Origin of the sequence: Streptomyces sp. NPDC012935, from assembly GCF_042900345.1 — a bacterium.
Classification (GTDB): Bacteria; Actinomycetota; Actinomycetes; order Streptomycetales; family Streptomycetaceae; genus Streptomyces.
In genome coordinates this window covers 174,309-187,077 of sequence record NZ_JBIBBC010000006.1, presented here as the reverse complement: position 1 = coordinate 187,077, position 12,769 = coordinate 174,309, and the positions used below count along the sequence as shown (strand labels likewise).

The 12,769-nt window shown below is 71.5% G+C and carries 10 protein-coding genes and 1 pseudogene; 4 read left to right on the top strand and 7 right to left on the bottom strand.

The annotated features are described in order from the left end of the window. The first annotated feature begins 34 nt into the window (after positions 1-34). Together ACFY5C_RS17260 and ACFY5C_RS17255 are read left to right on the top strand one after the other, a co-directional pair. Entirely contained in the window at positions 35-688 is a 654-nt protein-coding gene (locus tag ACFY5C_RS17260; RefSeq protein ID WP_389445085.1) for an ABC transporter ATP-binding protein, read from the top strand. Beyond that, entirely contained in the window at positions 685-2,964 is a 2,280-nt protein-coding gene (locus ACFY5C_RS17255; RefSeq protein ID WP_389445084.1) for an ABC transporter permease, read from the top strand. Before ACFY5C_RS17260 ends, ACFY5C_RS17255 begins: the two co-directional genes overlap by 4 nt. Before the next feature lie 88 nt (positions 2,965-3,052). Here ACFY5C_RS17255 and ACFY5C_RS17250 read toward each other — a convergent pair. Beyond that, positions 3,053-3,894, bottom strand: a pseudogene (locus tag ACFY5C_RS17250) (endonuclease/exonuclease/phosphatase family protein). Between the two features lie 112 nt (positions 3,895-4,006). Between ACFY5C_RS17250 and ACFY5C_RS17245 the strand changes: the two are divergent. After that, positions 4,007-4,399: a nitroreductase/quinone reductase family protein gene (locus ACFY5C_RS17245; RefSeq protein ID WP_389445082.1), complete on the top strand. Its 393-nt coding sequence runs from the start codon at positions 4,007-4,009 to the stop codon at positions 4,397-4,399. A gap of 15 nt (positions 4,400-4,414) precedes the next feature. Here ACFY5C_RS17245 and ACFY5C_RS17240 read toward each other — a convergent pair whose 3' ends face one another. The 6 genes from ACFY5C_RS17240 to ACFY5C_RS17215 form a co-directional block, all read right to left on the bottom strand. Continuing rightward, a complete protein-coding gene (locus ACFY5C_RS17240; RefSeq protein ID WP_389445081.1) occupies positions 4,415-5,212 on the bottom strand; it encodes an alpha/beta fold hydrolase in 798 nt (265 codons plus the stop codon). 62 nt (positions 5,213-5,274) lie between these two features. Further along, positions 5,275-6,738 carry an aldehyde dehydrogenase family protein gene (locus ACFY5C_RS17235; RefSeq protein ID WP_389445080.1) on the bottom strand — a complete coding sequence of 488 codons (1,464 nt, stop codon included), beginning with the start codon at positions 6,736-6,738 and terminating at the stop codon, positions 5,275-5,277. After that, positions 6,735-8,465, bottom strand: a complete 1,731-nt coding sequence (locus tag ACFY5C_RS17230) for an amidohydrolase family protein (protein ID WP_389445078.1) — start codon at positions 8,463-8,465, stop codon at positions 6,735-6,737. The genes ACFY5C_RS17235 and ACFY5C_RS17230 overlap by 4 nt, the downstream gene beginning before the upstream one ends. A gap of 138 nt (positions 8,466-8,603) precedes the next feature. After that, positions 8,604-9,722 carry an LLM class flavin-dependent oxidoreductase gene (locus tag ACFY5C_RS17225; RefSeq protein ID WP_383606576.1) on the bottom strand — a complete coding sequence of 373 codons (1,119 nt, stop codon included), beginning with the start codon at positions 9,720-9,722 and terminating at the stop codon, positions 8,604-8,606. A 117-nt stretch (positions 9,723-9,839) separates the two neighbouring features. Further along, complete coding sequence (locus ACFY5C_RS17220) at positions 9,840-10,610, bottom strand: SDR family NAD(P)-dependent oxidoreductase (protein ID WP_389445076.1); 771 nt, start codon at positions 10,608-10,610, stop codon at positions 9,840-9,842. A 12-nt stretch (positions 10,611-10,622) separates the two neighbouring features. Then, entirely contained in the window at positions 10,623-11,531 is a 909-nt protein-coding gene (locus ACFY5C_RS17215; protein ID WP_389445459.1) for an LLM class F420-dependent oxidoreductase, read from the bottom strand. Positions 11,532-11,866: 335 nt separating this feature from the next. On the opposite strand from ACFY5C_RS17215, the gene ACFY5C_RS17210 reads away from it, so the two are divergent. Then, positions 11,867-12,766: a hypothetical protein gene (locus tag ACFY5C_RS17210; RefSeq protein WP_389445074.1), complete on the top strand. Its 900-nt coding sequence runs from the start codon at positions 11,867-11,869 to the stop codon at positions 12,764-12,766. Positions 12,767-12,769 lie beyond the last annotated feature (3 nt).

Sequence of the window (12,769 nt, the reverse complement as noted above, 5' to 3'; positions counted from 1 at the left end):
GGAAGCCATCAGTACGTCAGAAGTTTTGTCAGCCGTGGGAGTTGACCTCTCCTACGGTGCGCAGCCGGCCGTCAAAGATGCTCATCTCTCGGTCGGCCGCGGGGAGATCGCGGTCATCACCGGGCAGAGCGGGTCGGGGAAGTCCTCGCTGCTGTACTGCCTGGCGGGAGTGCTGCCACCCGCGCGCGGGCAGGTGCGGTTCGAAGGGCGGACGCTCGGCGGGCTCAGCGACGACGAGATCAGCACACTGCGCCGGGAACGCTTCGGTTTCGTCTTCCAGTACGGCGAACTGCTCCCCGAGTTGACCATCGAGGAGAACACCGCCCTGCCGCTGCGCCTGGCCGGACAGCGCAAGAAGCCTGCGCTCGCGGCCGCCGGTGCGGTCCTTACCCGGCTCGGACTCGGTGATCTGCGTGAGCGCCGCCCCTCACAGGTGTCGGGCGGCCAGAGTCAGCGCGTCGCCGTCGCACGGGCCCTGGTCCACCGGCCCGCCGTCGTCTTCGCGGACGAGCCGACCGGCTCCCTGGACAGCGCCAACGCATCCGCCGTGCTGAAGGAGTTCCTGGGGCTGGCACGCTCGCAGGGCACCGCCGTCATCCTGGTCACCCATGACCCCGCCGTCGCCGCGCAGGCCGACCGTCACTACACCATGTCCGACGGAGTCCTCACCCCCCGGGAGACGGCGTGAGGGAGTTCCTGCTCGGCCTGCGTCTGCTTTTCGGCTCCGGCCGTGGCAACCGCGTCCGCTTCTTCCTCATGACGGCCGGCGGATCCCTCGGTGTCTGCTGCCTCGCCCTCGTCCTCACCATCCCGCAGATCCTCGACGCCCACGACGGCCGGGACGCCGCACGCCAGCCGCAGTCCGCCTCCGCGCGGCCCGCGGGTGCCACGCTGGTCCTCCAGCGCACCGACCCCTACGGCTCCCACGCGTTCACCCGCGTGTTCATAGCCAAGGGAACCAAGGACGCCGGCGAGGTCCCGCCCGGACTGACGGAACTTCCGGACCCGGGCGAGGTGTTCCTCTCCCCCCGCGCCCACGACCTGCTCCGTGACCAGCCTGCGGTCAAGGGGCTCCTGCCCGGCCATGAGCAGGGCCTGATACGCGCGCCGGGACTCGCCCACCCCGACGAGCTGTTCGCCTACATCGGCACGTCCCCCGACAAGATCGCCGACGAGGGCCGCGCCCTGAAGGGCTGGGGGTACAGCTACGCCCCCTTCCCGGCCGTCGAACCCTCGACCCTCACCTACCTGCGCTTCGCCCTGGGGTCACTCGTCCTGCTCCCCCTCGGCATCTTCCTCTCCGTCTGCGCCCGGCTCTCCGCCGCCAGCCGGAACCGCCGCCTCGCCTCCCTGCGGCTGCTGGGACTGAGCACCAGGGGCACCCAGCGGGTCAACGCCGCCGAAACCGTCGTCGCGGCCCTGCTCGGCTCGATTCTCGGCCTCGGCGAGTACTGGGTCCTCAACCAGGTCATGACCCGGACCGGCCTGCCGAGCCTCAGGTGGTACCCGGCCGACGGCGCCCTGTCCGCGACGACCGTCGCCGTCTGTCTGATCGGCTGCCCCGTCCTCGCCTGGTTCGTCGGCCGCGTCAGCGCACGCGACGCCGCCGCCAATCCCCTGGCGGTACGCCGCACCGCCGCACCCAAACGCCCCGCCAAGTGGGGTGGCCTGCTGCTGGTGACCGGTCTCGGCATCGTCGTCGGCTACTGCGCCACCGGCTTCACCGACCGCCCCGCCAACAGTGTCGGCCTGAACACGCTCCTGATCCCGGCGGGCATCCTGCTGACGGGACTGGGGCTGGTGCTGACACTGCCCCTGATCTCCTACGCCCTGGCCCGCCGGCTGGCCCGCTCCACCCAGTCCCTCACTCTCAATCTGGCGATGCGCCGCAACGAGGTCGAGCCCGGCAGCACCATGCGCGTCGTCACCGGTCTCGTCCTGCTCGTCTTCTCCGCCTCCCTCGCCCAGGGCGTCCTCATCCAACTGGAGCAGGTCACCCGACCGTCCGCTCCCGTGCAGGACTACTCCCTCGCCCTGTCCGCCCTCACCACCGAGCAGCGGCGCGGGCTCGCCGACGTACCGGGTGTTCGCGCGCATGCGGTGACCGCGGAGTCCTGGACCGACCCCGAGGGTTCCGCCGACCAGCCCTGGGCGAGCGCCGTCATCGGCACCTGCGATCAACTGGCCAAGCTGGTAAGGGATTCCAAGGGCTGCGTGGACGGCAAAGTCATGCGGCTCAGCGACCCGAACGCGGGCACCGGCCAGGGCGCGCGCCCCGGCGACGAACTCCGCTTCCGCTTGCGGGAAGGCGGCAAGGACAGGACCCTGACCATCTCCCTTCCGCGCGAAACCATCGCCTACAGCGCGTACGACCCGTCGGCGGTGCACGGAGCGGACGTACTCATTCCGCCGTCGGCTCTGCCCGCCTCCGCCCGCCCGGAGTACGCGCGGTACGTCCTCACCAGCAGCTCCGACCACGACGAGGTCCGCAAGGTCCTCGACGGCATCGCCGCCGTCACGCCCACCGCCGAAGTCGAGCCCGTCGGCGTGAACATCGAGGGGCTTCAGCAGATCGCCGTCCTCGAGACGCTTCTCGCTGTCGGCATGGTCATGGGTCTGGTCATCGGGACCGCGGCCTTCGTCGTCTCGGCGACCGACCGGGCCATGGAGCGGCGCGCGCAGGTCACGGCCGTCACACTGATCGGCGCGCGAGCACGGACGATGCGGGCCGTGCAGTGCGTCCAGGTGGTGCTGCCGCTGAGCGTCGGTCTGGTACTCGCGCTCGTGACGGGCAAGCTCGCCGAGGCCAGCTATCTGATCACCGGGGGCGGCGAGATCTACTGGGACTTTGCCGGCGTCCCGGTGCTCGCGCTCGCGGCGGCGGGGGTGGCGGCCGTGTCCGCCGTCGGAACGCTTCCGCTCGTCGGACGCCGCATCGACCCGGAACTGATCCGCCGCGACTGAGCGACTCAGGGCCGCCCACGCTTCATCGGCTCGGCTTGCTCTGCCGCACGCAAGCCGAGCCGGGCCGGCCGTTCGCCGACCGACACCGTCAAGGCACTGCCACCCGAGGCACCGGCACGTCGGCCAGATCCGCGACGACCGCCGCGTGGTCCGACGGCCAGGTGCCGTTGACCGGGCCGTCGCAGGCGCGGTGTACGGAGCGGACGTGGCCGAGGCCGGCCGGGCCCGGTGGGCTCACGTGGATGTAGTCGATCCGGACGCCCGGCTCCCGGCCCGCCGCTACATAGGGGTTCGCGGGGTCCCAGGTGACGGACGGGGCGTCCGGGGCGGCGTACTGCCACGCGTCGAAGAAGACCTGGCGGGGCACCACCGGCGCGGTCCGGTAGCCGCCGAAGAGGCGGATCTCGTCGGAGTCCGGCCAGGCGTTGAAGTCGCCGGTGACTATGGCCGGAAAAGGCGTGTCACCCCGGTTCTCGGCGATGAACTCCGCGAGCGCTGCGACCTGGCGGCAGCGCACGGCCGACGCGTGCAGCGCGGAGGTGAGGTGGGTGGTGAAGAAGGGGATGTCGTACGAGGGGGCGGCGAGGCGGGTGAAGAGGGCGAGGCGGCCGTCGTCGACGTCCGGGGCGCCGGCAGCCGCAGGGTCCGCCGGTCGGTGACCGGCCAGCGGCTCAGCACGGCGTTGCCGATGTCGACCGTGGGGTCGCCGATCCGCCGGCGCCAGCGCTCGGGGGCGGGGGACGGGGCCCAGGCCCAGTGCATGCCGAGTTCGGCTGCCAGCCACTCGGCCTGGTTCTCGCGGTCGTCGGCCCACACCTCCTGCAGGCCGACCACGTCGGGGCGCAGATCGCGCAGATCGGCGAGAATCGCCTTCTGCCGGGTCTCCCAGGGCCCGAAGCGCCACCAAAGGTTCCAGGTCACCACCCGCATGGGCCACCGTCTCTCAGAGAGGAACCGTTCGAGGCTCCACCGTTCGTTCGATCCCCCATGAGAGACATTGAAGAGCATCAGTACCGCTACGACACAGGAGATCCGCACACCCATGTCCAGCCGCGCAGAGACCAAATACCGCAACGTCCGGGCTTTCCAGAGGCCGCTCAACGCCGTGATGCGCCGCCTGCCGACGCAGACCCTGCTGGAGACCACGGGCCGCACCTCGGGTCTGCCGCGCCGCACTCCGGTGGGCGGACGCCGGGTCGGGGACTCGTTCTGGCTGGTGTCGGAGTTCGGGGAGCGGTCGCAGTACGTGCGCAACATCAAGGCCGATGCGCGGGTGCGGGTGCGGATAAGGGGACGGTGGCACACCGGCACGGCGCATCTGGTGCCCGACGACGACCCGGTCGCCCGGCTGCGCGGCCTGCCCCGGTTCAACAGCGCCGGGGTGCGGGCGTTCGGGGCGGAGCTGCTGACGATCCGGGTGGACCTCACGGGCTGACGCGTACGGCACCGGTCAGGCCGACGCCCGTTCGCACAGCTCCGTCACCAGCCGTACGACGTCCCGCGGCGCACGCAGCGTGGGGAAGTGGTCGCAGTCGGGGTGCCGGACCAGCCGGCAGCCGGGGATGCGGGCGGCCATCGCCTCGTTGCACCGGATCACCTCGGGCTGGTCGCGCTCCCCGAGCAGGAGCGTGCAGGGCAGGTCGAGTTCGCCCAGCCGGTCGAAGGCCCGCCCGCCCTCGGTCTCGTGGCCGTAGGTCGTGAACCACGCGGGAATCGCCTCTCTCAGCAGGGGCTCGGCCTCGGTGTCGGGGTCGGCGCCCGCCGCGCCCCAGGTCCGCAACGCGAAGGCGACCAGGCCGTCCATGTCACGGGCGGTGGCCAGCCGGCCGATCTCCTCGGTCACCTCCGGCACCTCCAGGCCCTCGTAGCCGTTGACGCCGGGCACCAGCAGACCCAGGGCCGCCACCTGGCCGGGGTCGCTCAGGGCCAGGTCGATGGCGGTCCTGGCGCCCATGCTGGTGCCGACCAGGACCACCCGGGGCAGTTCGAAGTGGTCCAGGACGCTCCTGAGATCGTCGAGCTGGGTGTAGGAGACGGTGGGCGCCGGCGACCGGCCGAAGCCGCGGGCGTCGTACCGGATCACCCGAAGACGTCCGGCCACGAGGCCCGGCAGTACGGGCTCCCACAGCCGGGAATCGCCGACCCCCGAGTGCAGCAGCAGCACGGGCGGCCCGGCCACGGCCCCGCCGTCCGCGCCCGCGTCGTCCACCCAGATCTCGCCGCCCCTGACCTGCACCATGTGTCCCATGCGCAAGACTCTGCCCGGCACGCGGCTCCGGTGACAGACTGCGTCCGGTCAATCCCCGCGGCTCACCCCGGCCACACGATCGCCTGCACCTCGCTGTACGCGTGCAGGGCGTACGACCCGACGTCCCGCCCGACGCCGCTCCTCTTGAACCCGCCGAACGGCGCCTCCATGTTGCGCCCGACGGTGTTCACGCCCACTCCCCCGGCCCGCAGCCGCCGGGCGACCCGGAAGGCGCGGGCGATGTCGCCGGACCAGACGTAGTCGATCAGCCCGTAGTCCGTGTCGTTGGCGAGGGCGATGCCCTCTTCCTCCTCCTCGAAGGGGATGACGCAGACGACCGGCCCGAAGATCTCCTCCCGGGCGACCCGCATGTCGTTGGTGCAGTCCGCGAGCAGGGTCGGCGCCACGTAGAAGCCGCGCTCGTACGGCGGCCGTTCACCTCCCGCCACCACCACCGCCCCTTCCTTCCGGCCCGTCTCGACGTACGACTCCACCCGGTCCCGGTGTTCTCCCGAGATCAGCGGGCCGACGATCGTGGAGGCCTCGCGCGGGTCGCCGACCGTCAACCGGCCTGCGTAAGCCGCCAGTTGCTCGACCAGCCGGTCGTACACGCCCCGCTGGGCCAGTACCCGCGTCGGCGCCGTGCAGATCTGCCCGCTGTAGAAGGAGAACGTCGTCCCGATCCCGGCCACGGCGGACCCCAGGTCCGCGTCATCGAGGACGACCGCCGCGCCCTTCCCCCCGAGCTCCATCAACTGGCGTTTCATGTCCCGCCCGCACACCTCGGCGATGCGCTGCCCGACCGCCGTGGAGCCGGTGAAGCTCACCATGTCGACGTCCGGGGAGGAGACCGCCGCCTCGCCGACCTCCGCGGCCCGCCCGCAGACCACGTTCACCACACCCGCCGGCGCCCCCGCCGCCTGCAGCGCCTCCGCCATCCGGTAGACGGACAGCGGATCCTGCGGGGCGGGCTTCACGACCACCGTGTTGCCCATGGCCAGCGCGGGCGCGATCTTGCCCGCCGGATTGGCCCACGGGTTGTTGTACGAGGTGATGCAGGTGACGACCCCGACGGGCTGGCGGACGGCCAGCGCACCCATGACACCGGCCTTCCCCATCGGGCCGGCCTCGTTGATCTGCGGCGGGATCGCCCACTCGGCGGGCTCCACGCGCGCGTAGCGCCGGAACCGGGCCGCCCCGACGCCCACCTGCATGCCCCGGGCCGTCCCGGTGGTCGCCCCGGTCTCGGCCTGGGCCAGTTCGGCGTACGGCACCAGGTGGCCGCGGATGATGTCCGCCGCCCGCCCCAGCACGGCCGCCCGCTCCTCCGGCGACGTACGCGACCACGGCCCGAAGGCCTCGCGGGCCGCGGCGCAGGCCGCGTGCACCTGATCCCGCGAGGCCTCCGGAGCCCACCCGACGGTCTCCTCCGTCGCCGGATCGACGACGGCGTAGTAGCCGCCGTCCGGCTCCACCCAGGAGCCCCCGACGAACAACCGCTGCCGGTCGACGGCCTTGAAGCTCACCGGGTGGCCACCGTCCTGGTGTCCCGGCCCGAGCGCAGCACGCGCCCCGGCACGGCCCCGGTCACCACGTCGTCGCGGATCGCCTCGACGCCGTTGACCCAGACCGCCCTTACGCCGATCGCCTTGGAGTCCAGCCGCGGGCTGTCACCCGGCAGGTCGTGCACCAGGGTGGCCTTGCCGGCGTCGATGCGCTCCGGGTCGAAGAGGACCAGGTCCGCATGGAAGCCCTCCTGGACACGTCCCCGGTGACGGAGGCCGAACAGCCGGGCGGGGTCGTCGGTGAGCATCTTCACCGCCTGCTCGAGGCCGACCAGCTTCCGCCCGCGCAGACAGTCCCCGAGGAACCGGGTCGTGTACGGCGCCCCGCACATCCGGTCCAGATGCGCCCCGGCGTCCGAGCCGCCCAGCATGACGTCCTCGTGCCCCCAGGTCTCGGCACGCAGTGCCCAGGAGTCGGGGTCGTTGTCGGTGGGCATCGGCCACAGGACCGTACGCAGATCGTCCGCCGCGCAGATCTCGACCAGGCACTCGAAGGGTTCCTGCCCGCGCTCGGCCGCGATGTCCTGCACGACCCGCCCGGTCAGCCCGCGGTTCGCCTCGCTGTAGGTGTCCCCGATGACGTACCGCCCGAAGTGGGTGAGCCGCCGGAAGACTCCCGCCTCCTTGGACCGGGCCCGCAGCAGCATCTCGGCCCGCACGTCCGGGTCACGGAGCCGCGCGATCCTCTCCTCGACGGGCAGCCCCAGGACCGGCCCCCAGCCGGGGATGAGGTTCAGGGCGCAGAAGGTGCCCAGCGACATGTTCATCGGTGTGAGGATCGGCATGGTCAGCGCCACGATCCGGCCACCGGCCTTGCGGGCTCGCTCACTCGCCTCCAGCTGCCTGGGCACCCGCTCGGGAACCGCCGCGTCGATCGTGAGCACGTTCCAGTTCAGGGGGCGGCCGGCGGCGGCGGTCATCTCCACGAAGAGGTCGATCTCGTCGTCACTGAACTGGTCCAGGCAGCCCGCCACGATGGCCTCGATCTGCGTGCCCTCGTGCTCGCCGACGGCCCGTGAGAGCGCCAGGAGCTCGGCCGGCCCGGCGTGCCGGGAGGCCACCGGCTTCCCGTCCCCGTCGGAGTGCGAGGTCGACTGGGTGGTGGACAGCCCCCAGGCTCCTGCCTCCATCGCCTCCCGCAACAGCCTCACCATCGCGGCAAGCTGCTCCGAGGAGGGCTGCCCGCCCACCGCGTCCGGCCCCATGACGTACCGGCGCAGCGCGCAGTGCCCCACCATGAACCCCGCGTTGACCGCGATCCGCCCCTCCAGGGCGTCCAGATACTCCCCGAAGCTGTGCCAGCTCCAGGGCGCCCCCTCCTCCAGGGCCACCAGCGACATGCCCTCGACCTTGGACATCATCCGCCGCGTGTAGTCCGCGTCCTCGGGCCGCGCGGGGTTGAGAGGCGCCAGCGTGAACCCGCAGTTCCCACCCGCGACCGTGGTCACCCCGTGGTTCAGGGACGGGGTGGCGTACGGGTCCCAGAAGAGCTGGGCGTCGTAGTGGGTGTGGGGGTCGACGAAGCCGGGGGCAAGGACAAGTCCGGTGGCGTCCTCGCTGGTACGGGCTTCTTCGGTGATCGTGCCGATGACGGCGATACGGCCGTCGCGTATGCCGATGTCGGCGGTGTAGGCGGGCGCGCCCGTCCCGTCGACGACGGTCGCGCCTTTGATGACGTGATCGAGCATGACGGTTCCTCCTCAAATTCCGGGTGCGGGCCGCGCCCCTCCAGGGGCGCGGGGCTGTATCGATATGCGGCTCCGCCGCGTGGGCGCGACCAGCCCCCACGAACCCGCAGTCGCAAACGGCCCGCAGCCCCCCGGCGACTAGGCGCTCTGCCGGAAACGGGACGTCCGATGCACCGGATCCGTATCGATCTTCGGAATCACGTGCTCCCCGATCAACCGAATCGTCCGCAACGTCTCCTCCTTCGGCACCCCCACCGGCAACCCGAAGCTCAACTGATCGGCCCCGGCCTGCTCCCACCGCTTGCACTGCGTGAGCACCTCGTCCGGATCCCCGCAGATCAGCAGCTCCTCCTCGATGAGCAGCTCCACGAACTCCGGGGTGTACGGGGGCAGCGTCTCCGGCCACACCGGGAACCCCTCGGGCCGGGGGAACGTGTCGTGGTACCGGAACACCAGCGACGGCAGATAGTGCAGCCCGCCGTTCACGGCGGTCTCGATCGCCTCGGCGTGCGTCGGCGCGCAGATGGCCGTGGTCGTCACCATCACGTTGTCGTTGACGAAGTCACCGATCGGCTCGGCGTTCACGACAGCCGTCTTGTACTGCTCCAGCACCCACTCCATGTCGGAGACCTTCTGCACGCTGAAGCCGAGCACGCCGAGCCCCTTCTTCGCGGCCATCGCATACGACGGCGGCGACCCGGCGGCGTACCACATCGCGGGGTGCGACTTCCCGTACGGCTTGGGCAGCACCTTCCGGGGCGGCAGCGACCAGTGCTTGCCCTGGAAGCCGGCGTACTCGTCCTGGAGCCACATCTTGGGGAACTCGGCGATGGTCTCCTCCCAGATCTCCTTGGTGTAGTTCATATCGGTCACGCCCGGTATGAACCCGAGGATCTCGTGCGACCCCGCCCCGCGGCCGCTGCCGAACTCGAAGCGGTTCTCGGTGAGGTGGTCGAGCATGGCGACCTTCTCGGCCACCTTGACCGGGTGGTTGACCTGGGCGAGCGGGTTGAAGATGCCGGACCCCAGATGGATCCGCTCGGTCGCGTGCGCCAGGTACCCCAGATACACGTCGTTGGCGGAGAGGTGGGAGTACTCCTCCAGGAAGTGGTGCTCCGACGCCCAGGCGTACTTGAAGCCGGACTTGTCCGCCTGGATGACGTACTCGGTCTCCTCCATCAGCGCCTTGTGCTCGGCGAGCGGGTCGGTCTCGGCGCGCTTGCCCACGTATCCCTGTACAAAGAGCCCGAATTCCAAGGAGGTTCACCGTCCCCACATAGTTTCTGACGTTCCGTCAGATTCACTTTCCGCCGACTGTGGCACCGCTCACGTGCACCGTCAATAGCTGACTGACCATCAGATGCGGGCCATGCGTCAGATGACGCTCACCCCGGCCAGCCAGCCGCCGTCGATCACGAACGGCTGGCCGGTGATGTACGAGGAGTCGTCCGACATCAGGAACAGTGCGAGCCGGGCCACCTCCTGCGGCTGCCCGATCCGCCCGAGCGGCACGAGCTTGCGGTAGAGCCCGTCGAGGGCCTTCGAGGTCTCCTCGGGGTCCGCGCCCGGGTCCAGGTGGGCCGGGTTGGACATGGCGGTGTCGATCGCGCCCGGGCACATCGCGTTGACCCGGATGCCGCGGGGCGCGAGCTCCAGCGCGGCGACGCGGGTGAGGCCGAGGATGGCGTGCTTGGTGGCCGCGTACGTGCCGACGGCCGCCATGCCCGTCACGGCCGTGTAGGAGGCGGTGTTCACGATCGTGCCGCCGTCCTCCATCTCGGGCGCGACCGTCTTGACGCCGAGGAAACAGCCGACCTGGTTGACCCGCACGACCTGCATGAACTCGTCGAGGGGCGTGTCGACGAGGGAGTTGAAGCGCAGGATGCCGGCGTTGTTGACCAGCCCGTCGACGCGACCGTACGCCCTCTTCGCGGCGGCCACCGCGGCCTGCCAGTCCGTCTCCTTCCCCACGTCGAGATGCGCGTACAGCGCGCCGATCTCCTTCGCGAGCGTCTCGCCCTGCTCGTCGAGCACATCGGCGACGAGCACCTCCGCGCCCTCCTCCCGGAAGAGCCGCGCCTCCTGCTCGCCCTGTCCGCGTGCCGCGCCGGTGACGATCACGACCCGGCCGTCCAGTTTGCCCATGGCTCACTCCAGTCAGTGGTCGAGGTGCGGGGCGACCTCGGCCCCGAAGGCGGTGATCTGCTCCACGAGTTCGTCCCGGCTCCGGCAGCGGAAGCGCACCTGGATCTGGTGCACGCCCATCGCGCGATAGGCCCGCAGGGACTCGGCGAGCGCCTCCGGCGCACCGGTGATCGTCCGCCGCCCCACCTCCCAGCCGGGCCGGCCGACGTACAGCGGCTCGGTGATGGCGCCGACGACGATCGGCTCTTCGACGCCGGCCTGCGCGCGCAGTCGCCGCAGCGTGGCGATCTGCTCCGGCAGCCGGTCGCGCGGGTCGCCCTGCGGCAGCCAGCCGTCGCCCTTGAGCGCGGCCCGGCGTACGGCGGCGGGCGAGGATCCGCCGACCCAGACGGGTACGCGCGGCTGAGCGGGCCGGGGCAGCTGGCCGAGCCCCTCGAAGTCGTAGAACTTCCCGTGGTGCTCGGGGAACTCCTCCGGCCCGAGCGCGGCGCGCAGGGCGTCGATCGCCTCGTCGAGGACGGCCCCGCGCTGCCCGAAGTCCTGCCCGAGCGCCTCGAACTCCTCGCGCACGTGCCCGGCGCCGACGCCGAGGACCAGGCGCCCGCCCGACAGGTGGTCCAGCGTGGCGTACTGCTTGGCGGTGGCCAGCGGATGACGCAGGCCGACGACGGCTACGTGGCTGAGCAGCCGGACGCGTTCGGTGACGGCGGCGAGGTGGGCGAGGGTGGCGACGGGGTCGTACCAGATCGTGCTCATCGCCGGCGCGAGGCGGCGCGGGACGCCGACGTGGTCGCAGCTCGCGATGTAGTCGAAGCCGGCCCGGTCGGCGGCGACGGCGATCGCCCTCAGGTCGCCAGGCCCTGCGGCCGCCTCCCAGGGCTCGGCGTAGATCGTGCTCTGGGACTGGATCGGGAGCTGCATCCCGAACAGCGTCCGCCCGTCCGGCGGGACTTGGATGGACACACACCCTCCTCGATCTGACGAACCGTCATATCCGTGTTCCGGCCGTCATCGTCGGGGCTGGCGCCGCAACAGACAAGGGGTGGACACGCAACCGCCGGAAGCGGCCGGAACTGCCGCCGCCCGCGCGGGGCGCTCGCCGGGCCGGTGGAATGTCGCGAACTTCGTCCGATTGACCGCGATCCGTCGTGTTCGTGTCTCAGGCACGTCACCGGGTGAGGGCGGCCGACGAGGGGCCCGTACTGGGCGGTGGCTGCCCGGGAGGTCCGGGCGCCGGAACAACGGGGAGACCGAGAATGATCCGCAACCGCATCGCCGCGATCGCCGCCACCACCGCCGCGGCAGCCCTGCTGCTGACCGCCTGCAACGGCACCGAGAACGCCGCGTCCGCCGCCCGGGAGGGCGCCGCCGCCGCGCAGGGGAGCCTGAGCTTCACCAGCGGGTCGGCCAAGCAGAACAACGCGGCCCCCGGCACCGGCGACTGGGCCGACAGCCCGGGGAAGCCGGCGGGCAAGCCGGTCGCCAAGAAGTGGGTGCAGCTGAGCGCGGGCCGGGCGGGCGACCTGAACCCCGTCGTCGTCAACGGCGCCGGCTTCACCCTCTACCGCTTCGACAAGGACACCGCGAACCCGTCCAGGTCGAACTGCGCCGGCGAGTGCGCCACCACCTGGCCGCCGGTCCTCGTCGCCCCCGGCGGCAAGATCTTCATCGACGGTGTGGACAAGTCCGACGTGGGCGTCGTCAAGCGCGCCGACGGCAACCTCCAGGTGACCGTCGGCGGCTGGCCGGTCTACCGCTTCAGCAAGGACCTCGAGCCCGGTGACACCAACGGGCAGGGTGTGGGCGGCACTTGGTTCGGCGTGACGCCGGACGGCCAGAAGGCGGGAGCCGGGGAGGAGGGTGGCGCGGGCGACGAGGAGGGGGGCGCCGGTGACGAGCAGGGCGGTGTGGCCCCCGCGACCGGCGTCACCCTCTCCGACGAGCCGAACTTCGGCGACCCCTCGGAGGGGCTGGCGGGCGCCGGCTGCCGGAACGTCGGCCGCGACGACTCCGCCTCCTCCCTCCAGGCCTCCGGCACCCTGAAGATCTGGTCCGAGAAGGACTGCGAGGGCGACTCCAAGGTGGTGCAGGGCAACATCGCCGACCTGGCCTCGGTCGACTTCGACGACAGGATCTCGTCGGTGTTCCTCGGCTGACGC

Excerpts from the sequence above, each read along its gene's own strand:
- ACFY5C_RS17245 (WP_389445082.1), top strand. The coding sequence starts at position 4,007 with ATGTCCAGCCGCGCAGAGACCAAATACCGCAACGTCCGGGCTTTCCAG.
- ACFY5C_RS17240 (WP_389445081.1), bottom strand. The coding sequence starts at position 5,212 with ATGGGACACATGGTGCAGGTCAGGGGCGGCGAGATCTGGGTGGACGAC.
- ACFY5C_RS17230 (WP_389445078.1), bottom strand. The coding sequence starts at position 8,465 with ATGCTCGATCACGTCATCAAAGGCGCGACCGTCGTCGACGGGACGGGC.
- ACFY5C_RS17220 (WP_389445076.1), bottom strand. The coding sequence starts at position 10,610 with ATGGGCAAACTGGACGGCCGGGTCGTGATCGTCACCGGCGCGGCACGC.
- ACFY5C_RS17215 (WP_389445459.1), bottom strand. The coding sequence starts at position 11,531 with ATGCAGCTCCCGATCCAGTCCCAGAGCACGATCTACGCCGAGCCCTGG.
- ACFY5C_RS17210 (WP_389445074.1), top strand. The coding sequence starts at position 11,867 with ATGATCCGCAACCGCATCGCCGCGATCGCCGCCACCACCGCCGCGGCA.